Below are 22,581 nucleotides of genomic sequence, written 5' to 3' on the forward strand. Positions count from 1 at the left end.
CCAGTTCCACTGCCCCCCAAGGGTTTATCGGGCGACCCCACACCCCGTCCGTTAACCCGACACCCAATACATCGAGTGCGCAGTAGCGACAACGGGTGTTCGGTCCATCGATATATTGTCGAGGCCTGTGGATCGGAGGTTTCGGGGGCCTCCTCACACCATTGCGACTCGGTCAGCCGGGCAACATGTCGGTCGGCAAGCCCCGTACACGCTCCTGCTCGGTGACGGCAACGACCGCGTTGCCGCGCACTCTGATGTGCGAGCCGAGCGTCTTCGGGTTCAGCGAGGTGCGTTCGGCGACCGTCGCAGGGTCGCACATCGGCCAGTTCTCGAGCTCCTCCGGCGATGGCGCGAACGGCCAGCTGTCGCCTTCGGCACGATGCGGCGGGCCGATCTCGTCGCGGCCGAGGTCTCCTTGTGCGTAAAGCCTTGTCAACTCACCATTTTCGGCTAGCGCCCAGCCAGCGACCCCGTAATCGGACGCATACCAACAGGCGGTGCCGAACCGACAGCTGAGGTCGCGCAGGAACGTCTGCAGCGGTTCCCACGACGTGTCGATGCCCGGCAGGTGGTATCCGAAAACCAGTGTCCAGCCATCCAACTCAGGGCTGAAGTATGTCAGTGCGACTCCAGCGCTCGACCAGGCGTCCAGCAGTTCTAAACCGCGGCGCATTGTCACCGGCCTCGCGTCGACCATGCCGAACGCTTCCAGCAACGCAACCTGATCTCCGGTGGACACCGCATACCACTCTTCGAACTCGACAGGTTCTGGTGTTTCGCCGTCTGGTTCCGGTGTTTCGTCGTGGAGCATCGTCCGACACCTCGGCTCGGTCGGCACCGTCCCGAGGTACCGACATTGGGGTTATCCGCTCACTTAACCATGAGACAAAATCGGACACGACGCATCAGCCAGTCCCGGATTTCAGGCAGCCTTCTCGACGAGGGGCGATTCCCCGGCCGGTCGTTCGACGAGCTCGAGTGCGGGCGCGAAATCACCCGTGGCCAGTCTGTGTTGGCGAGCCGAACGGGCGCAGAGAGTTCGAGAAACACTCCTGTCGAGCAGGGGTCAGCCCTCGGGTATCCGCTGGAGGGCAGACACCACGCGGCGGAATGGGCGAGGTATGCGCGGTGTTCGAATGCGGGGCGGTGTCAGATGTGGGGGGCGGAGCGCCATGTGCCGAGGCGGGCTGTGTGGCGGGCGATGTCGGCTGCGGCGGCGAGGCGGGCACGGAAGGGGCTGGGGTGTTCGAGGTCTTGCCAGGTCCATCGGACGACGATCCAGCCGAGGGCGCGCAGGGCATCCTCTCTGGCTTTCTCCTCGATCACGACCTGTTCCGGGAGGCGGTCACCCCGCATTTCCTTGTGGTACTTCACCATTCCATCGAACTCGCCGATGACTCCGAGTTCGGGCCAGAGGAAGTCGACTCGGGCCATCGTGGTTGCGTCAAGTCCGATGATGCGTGCCTGAAGTTCGGGTGCTGGCAGGTCCGACTGTCGCAGTGCGACGCGGCTTCGCGATTCTCCAACGCTCTCCGAACGGCCGTCGAGGAAGTCGACCACGCGCTGCGCGGCAGGTCTGCCGGATCGGTGGCGCGCCCGGTCCAGCTGTTCGGCCAGCTCGTCGCGGGTGGTCGTACTCATCCGCAGCGCTGCGTCGCCTACCACGATCGCCTGCTCGAACGGCACCGTGCGGGCGAGGTCCACGATGGTCCGAGCCGCAGAGGTCACGTGCAGTCCGTTCAGCTCGATCTGCTCGTCCGACGCGATCGTGCCGGTGTGCACCACCGACTGGCGGCGCGTGCGCCCACCAGAACTGCGGTTGCGGGTTATGTGTACCCGCGCCAACGGAATTGACCAGACAGGTAGCGAATGTGCAACCGCCGCCGACACATGCGAGACGCATGCATCGGGGCTGACGGACGCGGCCGCGGCGCGGACTGCCACAAGGTGACGCCCCGTCGCGGTGAGCCCCGCGGTGCAGTCAGCCCCCACATAGTGCCCCCGGCGAACCCGCCGCCAAGCGCTCCCGCTCAGCTCATAGTCGGTGAACCCGGCAGCAAGAGCGTCTCGCCGAGAGACCGGTACAGGATTGCCCACTCCCCGATCCTCTCGCTCCCCACCGCCTCCAAACCATCCCCCATCCCCCAACTGTGGACAACCTCCCGCTGTGGATAAGTTCCGACCACCCCGCCTTCGAACCGCCCACCCGGTATACCGAGTGTCAGGTTCGAACGCGGGGTGTGAGCTACGCATCTGGGCTGGGGCGGCCGATCAGTCAGTCCCGGCGTGCTGGTCTTAGACCGGGGTGGGACGCCCCGGTAGGAGGCCGTTCACCACCGACGCCTGCTGGAGGAGCTCGGCCAGTCGCGGGGTGCTGGCCCGAGGCCGAGGTAGACGCCCGACTGCAGACATTCACCACCGACACCTGCTTGAAGAGCCCAGTCAGTCCCGGTGCGCTGGTCTTAGACCGGGGTGGACGCCCGGCTGGAGGCCGTTCGCGACCGACGTTTGCTGTAGCAGTTCGGTCAGCGTCGCGCGCTGGGCAGGGTCTAGCGAGCGCAGAATTTCGGCGTCCAATCCGGCGACGATCTCTTCGGCCTCGGCGATCGCCTTGTGCCCGGCGGGTTGTAGATACACCGCGTGAGCCCGGCGGTCCGTCGGGTGCTTGCGCCGCTCGACGAGTCCACGCTTCTCCAACTCGTCGACTAGGCCGACCATCACGTTGCGATGGATGCGCAGTACTTCGCACAGCTGCTGCTGTGACTGGCCGTCGTTCGCGCCGAGCATGCGCAGCATGCCGAAGTGGCGCGGGCTGATGCCGAGCGGGGCGAGGAGTTCGGTGAAGCGGTTGGTGACATGGAATCCGAGCTGTCCGAGCAGGAAGGCGGGGTGCTCGTAGAGCGGCACGAGAGGCGGGTCGGCGGCGGTCACCCACCAAGCATAACGGAAATTAACGCACGAGAATTGATTGCCATCTTGATTGATAATCACTTCAAGTGCATAGTTTGAGAGGTCGCCACATCCGCACCGATTCGAAGAGAGCTTCCCGTGGACACCGACATCCCCCCCAACGCCGACGCCCCACCCACCCTCGACCCACGCCGCTGGATCGCCTTCGCTGTCGTGCTGGCCGCGGGGTTCATGGACCTACTCGACGTCACCATCGTCAATGTCGCCGTGCCGAGCATCCAGGCCGATCTCGGGGCGCAGTACTCGCAGATCGAATGGATCATCGCGGCCTATGTCCTGGCCTTCGCCGCCGTGCTCATCACCGGCGGACGCCTCGGCGACATCTACGGCCGCAAGCGGATCTTCCTGATCGGCATGGCCGGATTCACGCTTGCCTCGGCCGCCTGCGGGCTCAGCTCGGACCCGACCATGCTCATCACCTCGCGGTTCGTGCAGGGCGCGATGGCCGGGCTCATGGTGCCGCAGATCCTCGCGATAATCCGAGCCACCTTCCCGAAACACGAACGTGCCAAGGCGATCGCGGTGTACAGCGGCGTCGGCGGATCCGCCTCCGCGGTCGGCCTCTCGCTCGGCGGGCTGCTGGTGCAGTGGGACCTCTTCGATCTGGCCTGGCGACCGATCTTCCTGGTCAATATTCCGGTCGGCATCGCCGCATTGGTTGCGGCGACGGTTGTCATGCGGGATTCCCGCTCGGACGCTGGCGATGGATTCGCGGTCGCCCGAAACAACACAGCTAGCGATGGCTCGTCGGTCGCCCAAAACAACGCTGGCGATGGGTTGCCGAACGCTCGAAACAACACCACCGGCGATGGCTCACCGAACGCCCGAAACAACACAGCGCCGCCGCGGCTGGATCTGATCGGGATGACGCTCGCCATCTCTGCGGTACTGCTGCTCATCTATCCGCTCGCCGAGGGTCGCCGGTTAGGTTGGCCTGCTTGGACTTTCCTCATGATGGGTGCCGCAGCGGTGACCGTGGGACTGTTCGTCGCCTATGAGCGGCGACGGGCGCGGACCGTCGGATCGCCGCTGATCGATCTCGATCTGTTCCGGTCGCGTCCGTTCGCCATCGGCCTCGCGAGCTGGCTGCTGTTCTGGATCGGGCTCGGCGGGTTCTTCCTGGTGTGGACCCTGTTCATGCAGGCAGGCCTCGGCTGGTCGCCGATGCGGGCGGGGCTGACCGCGGTGTTCTTCGCGGTCGGCGCTGGCATCGGTGCGGGCGTCTCGGTGGGGGTGCTGGCCCCGCGGTTCGGTCGTCGAGTGCTTATCGCGGGCGGTCTGATCAATGCGGGCGGGTTCGGGCTCTACGGGTGGATGGGCGCGCACTACGGTGCGTCGATTTCCTCGTGGCAGATGGTGATTCCGCTGCTCATCACCGGTATCGGATTCGGGATGGTGGTCGCACCCACCATCGACCTGCTACTCGGCCAGGTACCGCCGCGCGAGGCGGGTTCGGCATCGGGGCTGCTCAATACCGGACAGCAGCTCGGCACCGCGCTCGGTGTCGCGCTGGTCGGTGTCGTGTTCTTCGGTCAGTTGGACCATGATTCGGCGCGCGGCGTCGAGACGGTCGCTCCACAGGTGCGTGCCGAGCTCAGCACGATGGGGCTGCCGAACGCGGCACAGGATGAGATCCTGGCGAATTTCCTTGCCTGCGTGCGAGACCGGTCGGCAGAGGTCGATCCGACCGTGGTCCCCGAGACCTGCCGGACCGGTTCCGGCGATTACGGTGTGGCACAGGTGCTTACCCGCGCCGGGGAAGAGGCCAATGCGGTGAACTTCGCGAATACCTTCGACTACACGCTCTGGTACGGCATCGCGATCCTGGCCCTGATGTGCCTCGGTTTCCTCGCGTTGCCCAAGGACGCTCGACTAGAAACTCATGAACTCGACACGGAACCAACGGATCTCACACCGGCAGGAGTCTGACGATGAAAGTACTGGCCATCGGACGTGGACTGGAAGTGGTAAACACGGCGGTCGCGATATTGCAGTCGCACGGGTACGTCGCAGTGGGGACAACCGCCGATGACGATGCCCTTGCCGAACTCGACACTGGCGAGATCACTCATCTGATCATCGGCGGTGGGGTGGAGCCCGATTCGCGAGAACAGCTGAAGAAGCAGGCGCAAGCGCACGGCGTCACCGTGCACGAGGCCGAGCGGAACGGGCGAGGCATCGAGAGTTACCTCGAAGAGGTGGTGATTCCGTCACTGCATAGGTGACGAAACGCGCAACTGCCCGACGTCATACCTGATCGACAGGGAGACGCCGGGCATTGCGTGTGCCGCCCATCAGCTTTCGGCTGCGGCCTTCCACATCTTGCTGCGCAGGTCGCGACCGCGGATGACCTGAATCCGCCACGGCGACAGCCGAAGGATGTGCAGCTTCGGGTCGTCGATGCCTTTCCAGAAGTTGCCGAGCGGGTAGCCCGCACCTTTCGGGCTGGTCTGCTCGTACAGATCCCAGACGTGCTGCCTGGTGTGGAGGTCGTCGAGCGGCACCCAGTCGGCGAGCGCGTCCGCGTGCACTTGATTCTGCTTCCTGGTCCAGTACGAGAACGTCGTGTGCGGGTTGGCGGCCAGGTGTGCCTCCTTGACCGGCGTCCGGTAGGTGGCCAGCCAGCCGACGGGATTCCCGTCGACGATCTCCCACACCGGGATCAGGACCCTGGACCGCGGGCGGCCTTTGCCGTCGACGGTGACCATCGTGGAGTAGACGATGTCGCCGATGTAGGCGTCGAACTCGTCGCGGATATCGTGGAAAGACTGTACTGAGGTGGTCATTTCGAATCTCCTGTCAGACCTGTGCGAGTTGGGTCGGTGTGGAATGGGATGCGCGATCCTCGGCGGGTCGGTCGCTACGGCGCAGACCGAATGCCGCGACCAGCGCGGCAATAGCCGCGGCGACCACCGGCACGACCAATGCCGTTCGCACGGCGTCGATCCCGGAGTGACCCGCAGCTACAGCCGCGACGTTCACCGCAGTCACCGCCGAGATGCCGAGCGCGAAACCGAACTGGAATGCGGTGTACAGCAGTCCACTCGCCAGGCCCTGGTCCTCTTCCGCGATGCCATCGGTGCCCGCGATGGTGAGCGGACCGTAGACGAGGGCGAAGGCCACGCCGAGCAGCAGCATTACCGGGAACATGGCCGCGTACGCCCGGTCCAGGTCGGTCGGCAGGAACAGGGCGTAGGCAATCGCCGCGAGCACGACACCGCCGAAAACCACTCGGGCATTGCCGAATCGGTCCACCAGTCGTGGCGTCAGCAGCGGTGCGAGCACCGCGTCGACGCCGATCACCGCCATGGCGAGGCCGGTCTGCACCGTCGACCAGCCGCGCAGTTCCTGGAAGTACAGCGTGGCAAGGAACTGGAAGCCCGCGAAGGAGCCGACGAACAGCAACGCGACCACATTGGTGCGCACCAGCGCTCCCGACCGCAGGATGCCGAGTCGGACCAACGGGTTCGCGGTGCGACGCTCATTGACCACGAACAGGGCGAGCAACAGTAGGCCCGCCGCGAACACCGCGGCGGTCAGTGCCGGGCCATCACCGGGATGCTCCAGCCGGACCACACCGTAGACGAGCACCAGCATCGACCCGGTGACGCTGAACGCACCAAGCAGATCGAACCCGCCCCGGACACGCTCGGGCACACCGGAATCCCGCACCAGTGGGATCGCCGCCGCGAGGATCAGCGCGGAAAGGACGACCGGGGCGAAGAACACCCAGCGCCAGCCGAGCGCGGTGAGCAGCCCGCCGACGACCATGCCGAGCGAAAAGCCGCCCGCCGCGATACCCGCGTACACCAGCAGTGCCTTGTTCCGTGCCGGACCCTCGGCGAAGTTGGTGGTGATCAGCGACAGACCGGCAGGCGCCATGAACGCGGCGGCCACACCGGTCACGAACCGCGCCGTCAGCAGCATCCACCCCTCGGTGGCAAAGCCGCCGAGTCCGGAGAACAGCAGGAACACCGTCAGCCAGAGCAGGAACATGCGCCGACGTCCGAGCAGGTCGGCGGCGCGGCCACCCAGCAGCATGAACCCGCCGTAGCCGAGGACGTAGGCGGAGACGACACCGCTCAGCATCCCGGTGGACAGGCCGAGATCGGACCGGATGGACGGCAAAGCCACGTTGAGCATCGCCACGTCGATGCCCTCCAGGAAGATCGCGCCGCACAGCACCGCGAGCACCGCCCAGGCGCGGCCGGACATCTCGGTGAAGACCTCGGCGGGTCTCGATTCCAACATCGAACGACTCCCAACAGACACGGTTACCGATAGTTAGGTCGGTTCCCTCTTGATACCGACCATGAGTCTTCGGCAGAATCGGTAACCATGGAAGACGGCACTTTGAAGTCACCCGGTTACTGCGGGGATACCGAGGAGGACTACGACGTTCTCCAGTGGGACACCCGCGTCGACTGCGAGGTCAGGCAGATCCTGGACCGCGTTGCCGACAAATGGTCGCTGCTGGTGATCGCCCTGCTCGACCAGCGCAGCCTGCGATTCACCGAACTGAAGCGCAAGATCGACGGCGTCAGCCAGCGCATGCTCACCCGCACGCTGCGACATCTGGAACGCGACGGACTTGTCGAGCGGACGGTCTATCCGACGGTCCCGCCACGGGTGGACTACGCCCTGACCCCGTTGGGCGTCAGCCTGCACGCCACCATCAAAGCCCTGGTCGTCTGGACGGAGGGACACCAGAACGAAATCGCCTCCGCCCGTGACGCTTACGACCGCCGCAGCGCCGAAGAGGAAGCCCTGCAAACCGTGTGACCGGCCTCGACATCCTGATCATCGGCCGCAGCCGACGCACCGTGGACACTGCTACCGAACAGCTTCGATCACTCGGGTTCACCGCCCGCGGCGTGATTGCCGACGACGAAGCCGTCACCATGCTGGATGCGCGCGAGGTCACCACGCTGTCGGCCATCGAGGATGTGGATAAACCGCTGCGCGGGATTCCAGCGGCCATCGGACGGCTGCTTGTCGACCCACCCCAGGGATGGGAATTCACGACCGCAGGAGGTCTATTTCAAGCCCCAAGATTTGTGGTCTGTGCGGATGGCTCTGGGAATGGTGTGGGGGGAGTATGCACCATCCCCGATTGAAGGAGTCGAGATGAGCAAGACCGTCAGCAACAGCACCAAGACCCGGGATGACCCCGACGAACCGCGGCGACGAATCGTCGGCCGCATCGCGACCGTCGCTTCGACCGCAACCATCGTGGCGCTCGGTCCCGGACTCGCCGTCGCCCAAGCCGCCATATCCAAGAACCACAACGAGGTCATGGCCACAGGCGGCTGATGAGTCCATCGGAGTCCCCAACACCGGCCCGCGAGGCGGATGTTGGGGACTCCGGGCGTCACCCTCGCGATGCTCGGGCGACAGACAAGTGCCGTTGCAGTATCAGCCGAGGTGACGGTCGCGGTCGGCCTGACGGTCGAGCCAGGACGGGAGCGCAACGTCGGTGCCTGGGTGCGCCAGCACGGTTCGGCCGTGTTCGAGGTAGAGGGGATGGCCCTCCAAGCGGGCACGGAATGCGTGCCACAGACGGCGGGCGAGTCTCGGGATCACGAAGTCGTCGAGGGTGTCGACGCGAACCCACTGCCAGCGGTCGAGCTCGCTCGTCTGCAGCTCGATAGCTTTCTCGTCGCCGAGGGCGCCGCAGTCGAATATGTAGAGAATCTTGTCGCCGTCGTCGGTACTCGGCGCCCAGTCGTGCACCAGGAGTCGCTGTGGATGGCGATCGATGCCGAGTTCTTCACGAATTTCACGGCGGCAGGCGGCCGCGGGCGATTCGCCGGACTCGACATAGCCGCCGGGGATCTCCCAGCCGCCGTCGTAAGTGGTGTGCACGAGCAGCACTTCCTCGCCGCGCACGAACAGCCCGCCCGCGGCCAGCCGCACCTCGGCGAATGATTCCTCGACACTGTCGGTCATCGACTCACGACCTTCGGTTGCGGGCCAGGAAAGCAGCACATCCGTGCGCGCGGCACCACTGCTCGGGACGGTGGGCACGACCCTTCCACTTCTACACCGCCGCCACCTCGTCGTACAGGGCCACGGATCCGCCGCGGTGGCCGAAAAGCCCCATCGCGTCGTCAGCGCGCTTCGGTGCGGATCTGTTCGGCGATCTCGTCATCCAGAGCCACCCGGACCAAGGCCGCGGCTAGTGCCGCGGTGTGGTTCTCGGGAGCCAGGGCGGCCAGGCTGCCCGGGTCGGCGGGGAGTTGGATGCGTTCGGCGCCGCGGCGGGCGCGTTCGTCGAAATGCGGTCGCACCCAAATCCATACGTCTTGGACTTCGCGCAGGAAGATGTCGCTGCCGATGGGTCCGATGCCCTGGAAATGTTGCAGCAGCCGTGCCACGCATTTCGGGTCCTGATTCGCTTCCTCGGCCAAGTTACGCAGGTCACCGTCGTATTTGTCGAGAACTCGGCAGGCATTCGCACCGAGGCGAGACGCGGCGCTTTCGTCGTAGCGTTTGTAGTTGGCCCGACCGAATGCGTCGACGAGCTCCTGCCAATCCGCGTCGGCGATGCGCTGCGGCGTGCGATACCCGTGCTTATCAGTTCGTTGGCGGCGGCGACCGCGGTATCGGCGGAGATGCGGGTACTGAGCAGCTCGGCGAGCATGAGCAGCTGGAACAGCGGGGCGGGTTCGTCGGCCAGTGCGATGCCGGCCTCCTTGGCGTAGCCAAGCGGGGCGGGTTCGTCGGCCAGTGCGATGCCGGCCTCCTTGGCGTAGCCGGTGCCCACTCGGTCCAGCAACGCATTCACGACGTCCTGTTGGCTCATCACGCACTCCCTCGTTCGGTACCGACCGCGTACCCGGGAACGGGGACCGCACACCATGACGGGCGAGGGCATCGACTCCGCGCCCGTCACATCCCGTGGTCCGTCACGCGGGCGTGAGCACCGCGTTCATTTGGGCGGTGACCTGGGCTAACACCCGGCCCGCGGTGTCCAGGTCCGCGGCCGGGATGTCGGCGTAGGCCTGCTTCATCGCGCCCTCGATATCCGAGCGAACACCGCCGAAGCGGGTGCGCCCGAGAGCGGTGACACGGACGCTCGCGCGGTCCTGTTCGATCAGGCCATCAGCGGCCAGCTCGGTGAGAGCGGTTCGGACCGTGTCGGCGTCGGTCTTCAAAGCGCCGGTCAATCGACCGATGAGTTGCTCGAGCGGAACCTGGTCGCCGGCCGTCGCGGCGACGGTGAGGCCGACCCACTGGTGGTAGGTCATGCCCGGGCTCTGCAGGATCTGGTCGAGCAGCGCGCGGTGCGCGTTCTCGGCCTGGCCGAGGACCTGCGGGTTCAGTGTGATGACGGTAGCCATGATGACTGCTTCCTTCCGGTTGTCTTGCCTTCACCCTGTTTCGACACCGGATTCGCGTCGGCTGTGACCGCAGGCGATGTGAGCCCGATCACCCACCGGGTGACCTGCTGCGACGCGGCGGGCTGAACTCAGCCCCGCAGCGGGTTCTGCGTTCAGCCTGGCAGCGGCCCGAGAATGCCCTCGGCGCTGCGTGCTGCGGTGAGGCAAGCCGTGATGGTCAGCTGATCGGCGAGCGGATGCTTGGCTCGGGCGCGCCATTTGCGGACGGCCGCGACTGCGTGCGCGCGCTGCTGATCCGGTGCTGTGTCGATCGGGAGGCCGAGGCGCAGGTGCGGTGCGACGCCGGAGCCGCCGATCAGGCGGTGGAGTTCGGCGAGATCGTCTGCGGGTAGCGTTAATTCGTCGGTGCGCAAGCGGCCGAGGAGACGCAGTTCGGCGAAGCCGTGCACGTCGGCGAGCAGGGTGCGCACTCGGGGCAGCAGCTGGTCGGCGACGGTGCTCGGGTAGGCGGTGAGTACGCGAGCCAAGACGGTCAGGGCGGAATGCGCCTTGAGTTGGTCGGCACGCTGGGCGAATTGGACGTCCAGCACCGAGCGCAGTTCATCCACTCCACTGCGGCTGGTCAGTTCCGCTGCCAGCGTGGCCGAATCACGCACGCCGAGTCGAATCAGCGTGACAGCCATCCGGATTCCGAACATGCCGAAACGCTCGGCGAGTTGGGCTCGCAGGTCGGGCGGCACCGGAAGCGCGATATCGGCGCGTGCGAAGCGATCTGCCGAGAGCAGGGCGGCGCTCAGCTCGTCGACCGGAACACCCGCCAGGGCCTCGAACGCGGCGAACTCCTGCTGACGCAACGTCGCAGCGGCGAACGCGAGCAACCCGGCGACCGGAATCACCGCCTGGCACAATCCCGTTCGCTCGAGCTCCCCGGCGAATCGCACCGCGACATCGCGCGCGGAATGCAGCGCATCGATCCGACCTGCGCCGATCTCATCGGCCCGCGAGACGACACCGACTACGCCGAGCGGGCCGGACAAGCCCGAATCACCTGATGTCGCACCGGCTCCTACTTGCTCGAGAAACCGAACATCGGCGGCATCGAGCCTGCGCAGCAGATACACAACGGCATCGGCCCCGGGAATGGCGATGTTCGCTGCGGAGGCATCAAGTCCGGCGTCTTCCGGAGTGAGCAGCCGCGCGGTGCGTTGCGACACTTCCCGCGACAACGACGAGGTGCCCGGCGTATCGATGATGGTCGTGTGCGCGAGCGCGGCCGACGGCCACTCCACCTCGAGATGGTCGACCTCGCGTGGTGCGGGCGCGTCCCAGGTCAATCGGTCCAGATCGAAGGTGAGTCCGTGGGTTCCGCCGCCACGCCGCACCACCACATTCGCCCGGGCGCCATCGGGCGCGTACGCCGTCACGCTCGGCGTCGTGCCGTACCGATACCAGGTGACGACCCTGGTGCACTCGGTCGCGTCGGTCGGCGCGATATCCTGTCCGACAAGGGAATTGAGCAGCGTCGACTTGCCCGCTTTCAGCGAGCCCGCCAGCGCGACGCGCAGCGGCTGATCCAGTCGCCGTGCGCAGTCGGCGAGCAACGCGCGCGGCCGCGGCTCACCGGCGAACGCCTGCCTTGCCGCGCCGACCAGCTGACGCGCCTCGGCGACGATCCCGGGCGCCATCCGGGCATCGGTTGTCATCGGCCCACCGTACCGACATGCCCTTTCGACGGCGCGGCGTCCTCGGTTTGCATGGCATCCGCATAACGACGCAGCTCGGCGACCACGCGCAGCTGCCGTTCGAGCACCGTGCACCGCTCGGCGCGCCGCGTCGTTTCCATCGTCGCCGCCTCCTGCGCCGCCCGCAGCGAATCATCGATCGAGCGCAGGCTGCGTTCGGCGACGCCGGTGTAGTGGTCGCGCAAGGCCCGATGGATGCGGTGCAGCCGATCCTTGGATTCCTTGCCCGCTTGGAAGGCGACATCGTCGACGAACCGCCGGACGGCTACCTTCGCCTCGTTTCGCCGCCGCGCCATCCTGGCCTGTTTGTCGTCACGGAAGGCCTTGCCGCCGACCAGTAGACCCGCGCCGAGGGAAATCGGGTTGAGCAGTGCGAGCCCGGCGAAGGTGCTGGCGAGACCGACCATCAGCACGCCGCCGTAGGAGCCGCGCATCCCGACAAGGATCTTGCTGCCGAAACCGATGTCGGGCTCCAGGTCGGCGAGGGTGCCGGATCCGGTGCGGCTCTCGTCGTTATTGAGGCCGGGGTGCACGTCGGGCAGATCGACGGCGCCGATTTCGGTGAAGTGTTCGGCAACCTGCTCGGCGAGTTGCACCGCGCGGGCATGCGTCCACAACAGATTGTCACCGAGGGCGGTATCGATGGTGCCCGTGAGCCATTCGGCGATCCGGCCCCAGTGCCTGCCCGGATCGTGCCCGTCGATCCACTCCTCGCCGGTTCTTGCGATGACGCGCAACCGATCCCGCAGATCGTGGTCGACATCGCCCGCCAGATCGGTGATTCCGTCGGCGAGCGTCTGCTGCCACGCGGCGGTGCGCCGGTGCAGGTCCTCGGCTGCCGTGCGGGCCGACCGCAATTCACGCACCGCCGCGGCGCCCTGCTCCGGATCGCGCAACGCGACCAGTTCGCTGCCCAACGCGAGCGCTAAATGTTCTGCGGCCGAATGGATATCACGTGCCACCGCCAGGCGAGTCTCGGCCAGGTCGCGCGCAACCACCTGATCACGCAGGAATTGATAGAGCAGGCCGAAGCCGGATTCGATGCCGAGCTGCTGATCCTGCAACCGCAGGGCATGGCTGCGCAGCAACGACGAGACCGGGATCATCGGCACCTCGAGCCGCGCCTGCTCCAGGTGGCCTCGATCGGCATCGTGCACCTGCCGCCAATGCGGGTACAGGTCGGTTTTGGTGAGCAGGAGCGCGACCGTCGGGCACAGTTCGCGCACTTGCCGGAGGAAGGCAAGTTCCGGCTCGGTGAGCTCGGTCGATGCGTCCGAGAGCACAAGTACCGCGTCGGCGGCAGGCACCATGCCGAGCACGCTTGCCGCATAAGAGCTTCCGTGTCCGCCGACACCGGGGGTGTCCACCAGCACGATGCCGTCGGCGAGCAGTGGGTTGGGCACCTGAATCTCCAGCCGGAGAATCCGGCGCCCCTCGGCCAGCGGCGAGCGCGCGGTGATCGCACCGATCTCGTTGATCGGCACCGGAATTCGTGCCTCCTGGCCACCGCCGGGACCGGTAACGACCAGCTCGGCACGCGGTTCGGCCCCATGGGACAGCACCGTCGTCACCGTAGTGGTCGCATCGTCACCCACCGGGCAGATATCGAGATTCAGCAGCGCGTTGACGAATCGGCTCTTGCCCTGATCGAGCTGTCCGGCAATGACGATGCGCCGCCGCGGATCGCGGACCCGATCGGTCGCCGCCTCCAGGCGACCGACCAAGTCGTTGCGACCCGCGGCGCGCGCCGCGGCGATGGTTTCACCGAGTACCGAAAGCAGCGGTACCGCAGGTGGTGTTGCTTGTGGTGCGGGTGTCGCCATCGCGTCGTCGACCTCTTTCAGCCAAGGAAGGCATCGCCGTGCAGATCCGCGTCACCGGTTCCGGCAAGGTCGGCACCCGCATGAGTATCGGAGAACAGTCCAGTGTCATCGTGCGCACCGATCGAACTGTCGAAGCCCGAGCCGAACGCATTCGAAACATCCAGCGAGGACCAGGTATTCGCGGTCGAGCCGACCGTCGACGAACCAGCTCCGGAGAGCGCCGACCCGGCGCTACCGCCGACATCCACGCCACCATGCGCCCCGGAGTCCACCGCTCCATTTGCCGCGGCGCCTACCGAACCGCCCACTCCCGCAGTCGTTTCCAACCCGGAGTGCACAGTTCCACCAACACCTGTGGACAACCCGCCGCCGAGATCCGCGGCCGTGCCGATCCCCGTCGAGAGTCCCGTCTCCAGCCCGGTTCCGGTGTGCACCCCACCATTGATGGCGCCACCGAGCCCCGTCTCGAGACCGGTGCCGAGGTTCGTCCCGGCATCCACGGCACTTCCCAGCCCCGTGGACAGCCCACCACCGAGACCGGCACCAGCATCGGCTGCCGCGCCGATCCCGGTGGAGAGCCCTGTTTCCAGCCCGGTCGTCGCCTGCGCACCGGCGTCGACGGCACCGCCGAGTCCGGCGGTCAGACTCGAGCCCGCCTGAGCACCAGCGTCGACAGCACCGCCGAGCCCGGCGGTCAGACCCGCGCCAGCCTGCGCCCCCGCGTCCACCGCACCGCCGAGTCCGGCGGTCAGACCCGCGCCCGCCTGAGCACCAGCGTCCACCGCACCGCCGAGCCCAGTCGTCAGACCCACGCCCGCCTGCGTTCCGGCGTCCACCGCACCCTGCAGGCCGGTAGACAGCCCCGCACCCAGATCAGCACCGGCCTGCGCACCAGCGTCGAGACCGGTCGAAAGCCCGGCCGTCGCTTGCCCACCGGCATCGAGAACACCACCGATTCCGGTTGTCAGACCCGTCTCCAGGCCCGTGCCCAGCTGCGCCCCGGCATCCACCGCACCACCCAACCCGGTGGACAACCCGCCACCCAGATCGGCACCGGCCCCGAGCGCGCCACCCAGCCCCGCCGAGAGACTGGACTCGAACCCACTCCCGACCTGTCCACCCGCATTGAGCCCGGTCTCGAGACCGGTCACGGCCTGCAGCCCGCCGTCGACCGCACCGGTCAGCCCGGTGGAAACGTCGGCCCCCAGATCAGCACCGGCACCAACAGCACCACCGAGACCGGTCGACAGGCCCGTCTCCACACCAGTCACAGCCTGCAGCCCGCCGTCGACCGCACCAGTCAGCCCGGTGGAAACGTCGGCCCCCAGATCAGCACCGGCACCAACAGCACCACCGAGACCGGTCGACACCGCCGTCTCGACACCGGTGACGGCTTGCGCCCCGCCGTTGAGTGCACCGTTCAACCCGGTAGATACATCGGCCCCCAGATCAGCAGCAGCCCCGACAGCACCACCAATACTCGTCCCCAGGTTCGTGCCCGCATCCAGAACACCATCGAGGCCAGCGGTCACACCGGCACCCAGATCCGTCCCCACCTCTGCACCAGCACCGACCACACCACCGATCCCGGTCGACAGGCCCGTCTCCACACCGGTCACAGCCTGCAGCGCACCGTCGACCGCACCGTTCAACCCGGTAGATACATCGGCCCCCAGATCAGCACCAGCCCCGACAGCACCACCAATACTCGTCCCCAGGTTCGTGCCCGCATCCAGAACACCATCGAGGCCAGCGGTCACACCGGCACCCAGATCCGCCCCCACCTCTGCACCAGCACCGACCACTCCACCGATCCCGGTGGACAGGCCCGTCTCCAAACCAGTTCCCAACTGGGCGCCCGCGTCGAGTACACCGTTGAGGCCGGTGGTTACTCCGGCACCCAGGTCCGCCCCCACCTGTGCACCGGCACCGAGTGTGCCCCCGAGACCGGCTTCGAGACCTGTCACTGCCTGCGCACCCCCACCGAGCACACCACTGAGATCGGTCGCGACATTTCCGCCGAGGCCCGCTCCAGCGTCGACAACGCCCTGCAGGCCGGTGGACAAACCGGCGCCGAGGTCCGCGACAACCTGCGTACCGGCACCGACTACTGCACCGAGATCGGTGTCCAGTGCGCCGCCTAGACCGGCGGTCAGGTCCGCCCCGGCATTCGCAAGGCCTTCGAGACCTGCGGATACTCCGGCGCCGAGGTCCGCGCCGACCTGCAGGCCCGCACCGATCGCGGTGTTCAGGCCGGAGGTCAGATCGAGGTCGAGCCCGGTTCCAGCCTGCAGGCCGAGGTCGATATCGCTGTTCAGACCGGCGCCGAGGTCCAGCCCTGCGTCGGCGGCGGCGCCCGCTCCGACGGTGACGGCTGTAGCGGCGACCGCGTTCACGGCGGCCTGCGAACCGGCCGCCACGATCGCCGACAGTTGCGAACCGCCGGTGATCAACGCCGATTCGGCGACCATCGGGGCGACAGCGGCGATGTCCTCGGGCGTCACATCGGGCAGGCCCGCCGCGACCAGCGCCTGTCCCGGATCGGCGCAGTAGGCCACCGCGGCGTCCTGGTGGCGCAGCAGGTTGAGAATGAACTCCAGAATCGCGTTGGGTGTCATCGAAATCATCTCCTGGATGAGCGGACCCTTGCGATCCGCGGTCGTTGGAATGCATTTCACGCTAGGGACCGAACGCGTTACTTCGAAACGGGGCGGACCCCTACTGTGCACCGCCGATGCCCGTTAGGGGCCCGAAGTCCATTAGGGGAATTTCCCCGAACCTGCCCCCGGTCAGTAACGGCGGACCGCCAGCAACCGACAGAACAGACGGATCCACAAGATCCACACAGCCCTTTTCCGCAGCGGCGGGCCTACCCAACAGCGACACCGGACCACACAGTTTTTCGAACGGGGTTCTCGAATGACAGAGCGTCTGGCGCTCGGCATCACTATCGGAGCGTCTAATTCGGTCGCCGTGGCGACGAGGGGCAATATCAGCAACGGCGATGACGGACCCGCAGGTAGCGGCACTGTTTTCACGCACCCGAGCGTCCTGCGGCTGGCCGCGGACACCGCGCCGGCCTTCGGGACCGACGCCCGCTCCACCGGCAGGCATTCCAGCGATGTGGTGCTGGAGGGCTTCCTGGCCCGAGTCGGCGACCCGGTCGGCATCCTGGCAGAGGACGGCACCAGCCACTCCGCCGCGGATCTGATGGCAACTGCCATCACCTGCCTGATCGACGAGATCAACTCGGCTGCAACGCAAGACAACTCGGCCACCGTCGCCTGCCATCCGGCGTGGTGGTCGCGGCACACCGTCGATATGCAGCGTGCCGCACTGGATCGAGCAGACCTGCGTGAGGTGACCCTGGTCCCGGAGCCGACCGCGGCGGTGCGCTGGCTCGAAGCCGCGCACGGCCCGCTCGGTGACGGCATTGTGGCCGTCTACGACCTCGGCGCCACTGGGCTGACGGTCTCGGTAGTCCGCACCGGCGAACAAGCAGCCCTGCTCGGTACGCCAGTGCGTAGCACCGACGTGGCCGGCGCCGAATTCGATCTGCTGACCATGCGCTACGTCCTGGCTAACGCGTTACAGGGAAATGAATTCGATCCGTTCGATCCGGTCATCGAACGTGAATTGGCGGCATTGCGTGATCGCTGCAGATATGCGAAAGAAGAGCTTTCCATAAACACCGCGACCGTGGTTCCGGTGCGCTTGGATCCGTCCGATCGGCGCACCGACAACATACGGCTGGTCCGCGGCGAAGTAGAGGATCTGCTGCGCGGACCGCTTCTGACCTCGATCGATCTGATCCGGGATGCGGTACATCGCGCCGGACTCGAAATCGGCGACATCGGCCGTGTGCTGCTCACCGGCGGCGGCGGCGCGATTCCGTTGGTGGCCGAGCTGATCTCGACCGAGTTCGGCCTCCCCGTGGTCGCCGCGCCGGAACCGGGACACACCAGCGCCCGCGGCGCCGCCGTACTCGCCGCGGATCTCTTGGCCGCCACCGTCGATCACGCACCACTCGCGATACCGGCGACCATCGCGGCGGTTGCCCCCGCGAAAACCAAAGAGTTACCCGCGGTTTCGCGGCAGGACAAATCCCCGCCGAAGGCCGCGACGCTCCCGGGATCGCGTATCCGCAAGCTCACCGGCAGGCAGCGTGCCGCCGTTGTCGCGGGCGCGGCGGTCGTCATCGGGCTGTTGGCTACCGGCACCGTCGCGATCGGCACCGGCGCTCAATCCGAGCCGAACCATCCCGCATCCACCGAACAGACCACCACCGGCGCGGCCGAGGCGGCCACCGGCGCGGGAACCGGCAATGCACCGGCTCCGGGATCTGCCGTGCCGGTGGCGGATCCGACTGTCGGCGCCAACGCGAAACCCGAAGCAGGACAACCTGTCTCCGCATCGTCAGGCGCGACGTCGGCGGCGGTGAACAGTCAGCCCGCCCCCGGCCAGCCCGCGGCGAACCAGCAGGCTCCAGGTCAGCCCGCACCCGCCAACCCGGCACCGGCGGAACCCGGTGCCGCCCAGCCTGTCCCACAGTCACCTGCTCCCGCGCCAGGACCATCCGCGCCACCGGCGCAGTCGCCACCAGCGCAGTCCCCGCCGGCCCAGCCGAGCCTGCCGACCGACGCGCTGAACAACACCGTCGACAAGGTCGAAGGCGCTGTCGAAGGCACCCTCGGCCCGATACTGCGCGCACCCGGCCAGATCCTCGGAGGCTCCGATGGCTGACATCGCGTTCGATACCCTGCCGTGCGCCCGCGAGATCTTCCGCGAACTGGACGCCGCCGATCAGCGGCCGGTCGTCTACCTCATCCGCGGCCGCTCCGGTACCGGCAAGTCCATGCTGCTTTCGGTGATCCGCGCCAGGCTGCAGGCCCACGGGATCGCGCTGCAGGATCACCCCGCCCTCCCCGAGGCGACGGCCGTCTGGGTGGGTCCCGTCGACGGAGTCCGTTCGATGGTCGGCGCGCGTGCCGGGCTCGGTGGCGCGGCGGGCAACGGCAGCCGCTCGCCCCATGCCATGTCCGCGACGGATACCGCGCAGGCGCCGCCCGCTCTGATCATCGACAACGCCCACACCCTGAGTCACGCTGAGATCGAAAACCTCTGCGCAACCATCGAATCCGGCCGGCACACGATGGTGATCGCGGCTCAGCCCCGCCCACACGACCCAGACCTGCGCACGCTCGCCGACACCGTGGCGCGTCGCGGCAGGGTGGTCGACCTGCGTGCCCTCGGGGTGAGCGATATCGCTCCATTCGCGCGCGAACTCGGCATGGCGGTGCCGCGCCCCGTTGCGCAGCACATCCACCAACAGACCGCGGGCATCCGCGGCGGTGTGGTCGCCGCACTGACCGCAGCCTGCTCGGCTCGGCTCGACGCGGGTATCGGTGCGGTCGACGGCGCGGTCGCGAGCTGGGCACGCGCCACACTGGACAACTTGGCGCCCGACCTGCTGGAAACCATGGTCGTCGCGAGCACCGGGACCGGATTGGACGCGACCGAGCTGGCCGAGGTGCTCGGCATCGAAACGGCCGCTGCGCAAGATCGCATCGACCGGGCCAGGGCCAGCGCCCTGGTTACCGACGCAGACCTGCTGCTCGGTCCTGCCGTCGCACCGCTGCGCACTCTGCTCGGCGACCGGCGATTCGTCGCAGTGCAGCGCAGGCTGCTGACCGCGCGGTTGGACGCGGGCCTGATGCGGGACCACACCGCCCTGCTCCTTGCCGAGTCCGGCGTCCGCGACCAACGGCTGGTCGAATTCCTGTGTGCTGCCGCGGCAAAGGCAGGGCGTGACGCGGTCCGCTACTACGCCGCGGCCGCGGCGGCAGGTGCCGACCCGGACCTCATCGCGGTGCGCTGGGCCGAGGCGGCCGCCCGCGTCGGCGACGGCGAGACAGCAATGCGACTCGCCGAGCCGGTGCTGGTCCGCTCGGGCGTCAGCGCACCGGAACTCGCCGCGGCGGTTCGGATTTGCGCAGCGGTACTGACACGGCGCGGTCTGGTCGGACGCGCGGCACAGTTGTACTCCTGGCTCGGATCCCATCGGATCGGCGCGGATTGGGCGGTCGGCGCGACCGTCCTGTACCTCGCGGGCGATGTACCCGCCGCCGCGGAGATGTCGCATTCGGCGACGCAGTGGCCACCGATCGCGGCCAACGCGCACGCCCGCCTGATCGCCACGGCGCTCGGACAGACCATTGTCGACCACGAAACCGGCACCGCCGCAGCGGCATCCGCCCTCGTCCAGGCGGCACAGGCCGATTCAGGAGTCGACCGATTCCTGCCGTGTACCGCGGTGTCCATCGCGACCCTGCTGTGCCTGAGCACCGGCGAACCGGGACGTGCGGGAGATGCCGTGCGGCGGGCCACCGCCAGTGGCATGCGCTGCCATCAGCTCCAAGTACTACAGGCATGGTCGGCGATGCTCGGTGGCGACGAGCAGGCGGCCGCGACGACAGTCGCGGCGTTGCAACCGGATTCACTCGATATTCGCGACCAGTTGCTGGCCCACGGTGTCGCCGTCGGCCTGGCCAGGCGCAGCGGCGATCACGCCGCGCTCACCCGGGCCTGGCAGGCGGCCTGTCCGCTGTTCGACGACGTGGACGCCGATCTGCTCACCATGCTGCCGATCGGCGAGCTGTGGCTCGCGAGCATCCGGCTGCGCGACGAACGCCGGGTGGCGCCGCTGGTGAACGCCTCGCTCGCGTTGCTGCGGCGCCTGGATCAACCACCGGCATGGGCGAACGCCTTCCACTGGTACGGCGTGCAGGCCGCGATCGCGCACGAGAGTCCGGCGGATCTGTTGCCGCATGCCCAACTGCTCAAGGCCGCGGCCGAGGCGGGCGACCGGCATGCCGCTGTGCTCGCCGACGCGGGCCGCACCTGGGTGCTCGTGCTGCGTGGGCAGGTCGCGGTCGCGCCGGTGCGGGCCGCCGTCGCCGGGCTCTGCGAGATCGGCCTGACCTGGGACGCCGCCCGGCTCGCCAGCGAGGCCGCGCTCGCCGCAGCCGATTCCGCAACCGCGACGGCGCTGCTCAAGCTGGCCCGCACCGTGCGCTCCGACGCCCGCCCGCAGGAGCCCGCGGCCCGGCCGCCCGCACCGGCGGTCGTGCCGGACGGTCGGCAGGGTTCCGCGTCCGCACCGGCCACCAAGGCCGCTGCGATCCTCAGCGAACGCGAGCGGGAAGTCGCCGAACTCGTGCTGCTAGGTTTGACCTATCGGGAGATCGGCGCACGCCTGTACATTTCCGCGAAGACGGTAGAGCATCATGTCGCCCGCATCCGGCGCCGTATCGGTGCCAGGTCCCGTTCGGAGCTATTGTCGATGCTCCGCGCCATGGGACACGGCTCGCTGCTGGTGTGAGGGGTCGCGGGCTGATCCGAAGCGAGGTAATGAGGATGGCCACAGGCGTCGGCCTGCGTATCGCCGAGAACAATTGCACCGCGGCGATTGTCACCGACGCCGGTGAACCGCAATTCATCATCCGCGAGTCGATCCTGCATATGTCCGACGACGGCGACACCGTCCTCGGCGGACCGGCGCCGGTCGGCCACTCGCACTCCATCACCGAGTTCGTGTCCCGTGTCGGCGACCCGGCCGGTATCCCGGTCGACGACGGCGAGGCCTACCGAGCCGAGGATCTGGTCGCGACCGCGCTGTTCTGCCTGATCAATCTGGCGGCCGAATATCTGAACGGCCCAGCCGAGTTCTACGCGACCCATCCCGCCCACTGGCCGGCGCAGCACGTGCAGGCGCTGCGCGACTCGCTCGACTATCTCGGCCTGCGCTCGGTGGTGCTGGTCAGCGAGGGCGATCTGCCCGGCACCGATATCGGAGACCCGGAAGCGGCGCTGGCCTACGACGCCGCCCGCGCGGCACTGGCCTCGGTGCTGGCGACGCCGGCCGGAAGCACTCCGCCGGATCCGAGCAACGCCGAGAATTCGACGTTGGACACCGACGTGATTCCCGCGGTGCCCGCGGCCGCGTCACAACAACTACAGGCCTATTCGGCGGCGCTCCCGATCGCCGACCCGATCCTCGCGCAGCTGCCGACCGAAGCGGTACCGGAGGCTCCCGTCGCATCGGGGGCAGCCGCGAAGAAGAACCTCGGCACCCCGTTGCTGATCGGGGTAGCGGCGCTGATCGGGTTGGTACTCGGCAGCTTCGGCGTGTCCGTGCTGTTCCGCGACGCCGGCACGACCCCGGTACCACCACTGCGTGACGCCAAGTCCGATCAGGTGACGGTGAGTCCGACACCGCCCGCACCGCCGGTGGTTTTCCCGACCATCCCCATCACCACGCCCCCGCCGACTACGGAACCGCCTGTGGTCATCACCAGGACCGTCGAGCCGGAAACCACCACCGAGCCCCCACCGGTCACCACAACTACAGAGCCTCCGGAAAACACCACCGAGGAGTCGCCGACGACGACCCCCCAGCGGACGACTACTTCCCGGCCGACCCGAACCAACCCCTTCCACTACGAGGTGCCTACGCAGTGGCAGCGACGGCCAACCTCGGAGATCACGCGTCCTCGCTGATTTCGTAGGGCCCAACCCCGGTTTGTGCCCTAAAGTGATCCGCTGACCGGTGTTGTCGGAAAAATTCCGATGACCGGTCTGTTGCTGGACGAGGACTGTGCGCCAACGTATTCAGGCTGTGGCCCACGGATGTAGCTGGCACAT

General features: G+C 67.5%; 18 protein-coding genes and 1 pseudogene. 8 read left to right on the forward strand and 11 right to left on the reverse strand.

The annotated features are described in order from the left end of the window. Window positions 1-172: 172 nt before the first annotated feature. The 3 genes from ACFQZZ_RS28730 to ACFQZZ_RS28740 form a co-directional block, all read right to left on the reverse strand. Window positions 173-811: a hypothetical protein gene (locus ACFQZZ_RS28730; RefSeq protein ID WP_378686937.1), complete on the reverse strand. Its 639-nt coding sequence runs from the start codon at window positions 809-811 to the stop codon at window positions 173-175. Window positions 812-1,149: 338 nt separating this feature from the next. Continuing rightward, the gene (locus ACFQZZ_RS28735) at window positions 1,150-1,782 is read right to left on the reverse strand and encodes a hypothetical protein (protein ID WP_378686939.1); all 633 of its coding nucleotides are present in this window, start codon (window positions 1,780-1,782) and stop codon (window positions 1,150-1,152) included. Window positions 1,783-2,442: 660 nt separating this feature from the next. Continuing rightward, on the reverse strand, window positions 2,443-2,931 hold the full coding sequence (locus tag ACFQZZ_RS28740) for a MarR family winged helix-turn-helix transcriptional regulator (RefSeq protein WP_378686940.1): 489 nt from the start codon (window positions 2,929-2,931) through the stop codon (window positions 2,443-2,445). A gap of 117 nt (window positions 2,932-3,048) precedes the next feature. Here ACFQZZ_RS28740 and ACFQZZ_RS28745 point away from each other — a divergent pair, with 117 nt between their 5' ends. Further along, window positions 3,049-4,899, forward strand: coding sequence for an MFS transporter (locus ACFQZZ_RS28745; RefSeq protein WP_378686942.1), 1,851 nt, complete (start codon window positions 3,049-3,051; stop codon window positions 4,897-4,899). 2 nt (window positions 4,900-4,901) lie between these two features. Further along, complete coding sequence (locus tag ACFQZZ_RS28750; protein ID WP_378686943.1) at window positions 4,902-5,195, forward strand: hypothetical protein; 294 nt, start codon at window positions 4,902-4,904, stop codon at window positions 5,193-5,195. 69 nt (window positions 5,196-5,264) lie between these two features. On the opposite strand, the gene ACFQZZ_RS28755 is transcribed toward ACFQZZ_RS28750, so the two are convergent. Further along, complete coding sequence (locus ACFQZZ_RS28755; RefSeq protein ID WP_378686944.1) at window positions 5,265-5,756, reverse strand: pyridoxamine 5'-phosphate oxidase family protein; 492 nt, start codon at window positions 5,754-5,756, stop codon at window positions 5,265-5,267. 13 nt (window positions 5,757-5,769) lie between these two features. Next, window positions 5,770-7,221: an MFS transporter gene (locus tag ACFQZZ_RS28760; protein ID WP_378686945.1), complete on the reverse strand. Its 1,452-nt coding sequence runs from the start codon at window positions 7,219-7,221 to the stop codon at window positions 5,770-5,772. Window positions 7,222-7,308: 87 nt separating this feature from the next. Here ACFQZZ_RS28760 and ACFQZZ_RS28765 point away from each other — a divergent pair, with 87 nt between their 5' ends. From ACFQZZ_RS28765 to ACFQZZ_RS28775, 3 genes are read left to right on the forward strand one after another with little or no spacing between them, the layout of a single operon-like run. Next, window positions 7,309-7,752: a winged helix-turn-helix transcriptional regulator gene (locus ACFQZZ_RS28765; protein WP_378686947.1), complete on the forward strand. Its 444-nt coding sequence runs from the start codon at window positions 7,309-7,311 to the stop codon at window positions 7,750-7,752. Then, a complete protein-coding gene (locus ACFQZZ_RS28770) occupies window positions 7,749-8,087 on the forward strand; it encodes a hypothetical protein (RefSeq protein ID WP_378686949.1) in 339 nt (112 codons plus the stop codon). The genes ACFQZZ_RS28765 and ACFQZZ_RS28770 overlap by 4 nt, the downstream gene beginning before the upstream one ends. A 10-nt stretch (window positions 8,088-8,097) precedes the next feature. Beyond that, window positions 8,098-8,283, forward strand: coding sequence for a hypothetical protein (locus ACFQZZ_RS28775; protein ID WP_378686951.1), 186 nt, complete (start codon window positions 8,098-8,100; stop codon window positions 8,281-8,283). Between the two features lie 102 nt (window positions 8,284-8,385). Here the strand turns inward: ACFQZZ_RS28775 and ACFQZZ_RS28780 are convergent, their stop codons facing one another. The 6 genes and pseudogenes from ACFQZZ_RS28780 to ACFQZZ_RS28805 form a co-directional block, all read right to left on the reverse strand. After that, a complete protein-coding gene (locus tag ACFQZZ_RS28780; protein ID WP_378686952.1) occupies window positions 8,386-8,919 on the reverse strand; it encodes an NUDIX domain-containing protein in 534 nt (177 codons plus the stop codon). 161 nt (window positions 8,920-9,080) lie between these two features. Then, a pseudogene (locus ACFQZZ_RS28785) lies at window positions 9,081-9,775 on the reverse strand (endonuclease). 103 nt (window positions 9,776-9,878) lie between these two features. Beyond that, the gene (locus tag ACFQZZ_RS28790) at window positions 9,879-10,313 is read right to left on the reverse strand and encodes a hypothetical protein (RefSeq protein WP_378686953.1); all 435 of its coding nucleotides are present in this window, start codon (window positions 10,311-10,313) and stop codon (window positions 9,879-9,881) included. Window positions 10,314-10,465: 152 nt separating this feature from the next. Continuing rightward, window positions 10,466-11,998 carry a dynamin family protein gene (locus tag ACFQZZ_RS28795; RefSeq protein WP_378687165.1) on the reverse strand — a complete coding sequence of 511 codons (1,533 nt, stop codon included), beginning with the start codon at window positions 11,996-11,998 and terminating at the stop codon, window positions 10,466-10,468. A 14-nt stretch (window positions 11,999-12,012) separates the two neighbouring features. Then, window positions 12,013-13,878: a dynamin family protein gene (locus ACFQZZ_RS28800; RefSeq protein ID WP_378686955.1), complete on the reverse strand. Its 1,866-nt coding sequence runs from the start codon at window positions 13,876-13,878 to the stop codon at window positions 12,013-12,015. A 17-nt stretch (window positions 13,879-13,895) separates the two neighbouring features. Continuing rightward, entirely contained in the window at window positions 13,896-16,496 is a 2,601-nt protein-coding gene (locus ACFQZZ_RS28805; RefSeq protein ID WP_378686957.1) for an IniB N-terminal domain-containing protein, read from the reverse strand. 301 nt (window positions 16,497-16,797) lie between these two features. Between ACFQZZ_RS28805 and ACFQZZ_RS28810 the strand changes: the two genes are divergently transcribed. From ACFQZZ_RS28810 to ACFQZZ_RS28820, 3 genes are read left to right on the forward strand one after another with little or no spacing between them, the layout of a single operon-like run. Then, window positions 16,798-18,621: an Hsp70 family protein gene (locus ACFQZZ_RS28810; protein WP_378686958.1), complete on the forward strand. Its 1,824-nt coding sequence runs from the start codon at window positions 16,798-16,800 to the stop codon at window positions 18,619-18,621. Beyond that, entirely contained in the window at window positions 18,614-21,259 is a 2,646-nt protein-coding gene (locus ACFQZZ_RS28815) for a LuxR C-terminal-related transcriptional regulator (protein ID WP_378686960.1), read from the forward strand. Before ACFQZZ_RS28810 ends, ACFQZZ_RS28815 begins: the two co-directional genes overlap by 8 nt. A 35-nt stretch (window positions 21,260-21,294) precedes the next feature. After that, window positions 21,295-22,437, forward strand: coding sequence for a hypothetical protein (locus ACFQZZ_RS28820; protein WP_378686961.1), 1,143 nt, complete (start codon window positions 21,295-21,297; stop codon window positions 22,435-22,437). Window positions 22,438-22,581 lie beyond the last annotated feature (144 nt).

The sequence above is a fragment of the Nocardia sp. GCM10030253 genome, assembly GCF_042675075.1.
Lineage (GTDB): Bacteria > Actinomycetota > Actinomycetes > Mycobacteriales > Mycobacteriaceae > Nocardia.

Excerpts from the sequence above, each read along its gene's own strand:
- ACFQZZ_RS28730 (WP_378686937.1), bottom strand. The coding sequence starts at position 811 with ATGCTCCACGACGAAACACCGGAACCAGACGGCGAAACACCAGAACCT.
- ACFQZZ_RS28750 (WP_378686943.1), top strand. The coding sequence starts at position 4,902 with ATGAAAGTACTGGCCATCGGACGTGGACTGGAAGTGGTAAACACGGCG.
- ACFQZZ_RS28755 (WP_378686944.1), bottom strand. The coding sequence starts at position 5,756 with ATGACCACCTCAGTACAGTCTTTCCACGATATCCGCGACGAGTTCGAC.
- ACFQZZ_RS28760 (WP_378686945.1), bottom strand. The coding sequence starts at position 7,221 with ATGTTGGAATCGAGACCCGCCGAGGTCTTCACCGAGATGTCCGGCCGC.
- ACFQZZ_RS28765 (WP_378686947.1), top strand. The coding sequence starts at position 7,309 with ATGGAAGACGGCACTTTGAAGTCACCCGGTTACTGCGGGGATACCGAG.
- ACFQZZ_RS28775 (WP_378686951.1), top strand. The coding sequence starts at position 8,098 with ATGAGCAAGACCGTCAGCAACAGCACCAAGACCCGGGATGACCCCGAC.
- ACFQZZ_RS28780 (WP_378686952.1), bottom strand. The coding sequence starts at position 8,919 with ATGACCGACAGTGTCGAGGAATCATTCGCCGAGGTGCGGCTGGCCGCG.
- ACFQZZ_RS28790 (WP_378686953.1), bottom strand. The coding sequence starts at position 10,313 with ATGGCTACCGTCATCACACTGAACCCGCAGGTCCTCGGCCAGGCCGAG.
- ACFQZZ_RS28795 (WP_378687165.1), bottom strand. The coding sequence starts at position 11,998 with ATGGCGCCCGGGATCGTCGCCGAGGCGCGTCAGCTGGTCGGCGCGGCA.
- ACFQZZ_RS28800 (WP_378686955.1), bottom strand. The coding sequence starts at position 13,878 with ATGGCGACACCCGCACCACAAGCAACACCACCTGCGGTACCGCTGCTT.
- ACFQZZ_RS28805 (WP_378686957.1), bottom strand. The coding sequence starts at position 16,496 with ATGACACCCAACGCGATTCTGGAGTTCATTCTCAACCTGCTGCGCCAC.
- ACFQZZ_RS28810 (WP_378686958.1), top strand. The coding sequence starts at position 16,798 with ATGACAGAGCGTCTGGCGCTCGGCATCACTATCGGAGCGTCTAATTCG.
- ACFQZZ_RS28815 (WP_378686960.1), top strand. The coding sequence starts at position 18,614 with ATGGCTGACATCGCGTTCGATACCCTGCCGTGCGCCCGCGAGATCTTC.
- ACFQZZ_RS28820 (WP_378686961.1), top strand. The coding sequence starts at position 21,295 with ATGGCCACAGGCGTCGGCCTGCGTATCGCCGAGAACAATTGCACCGCG.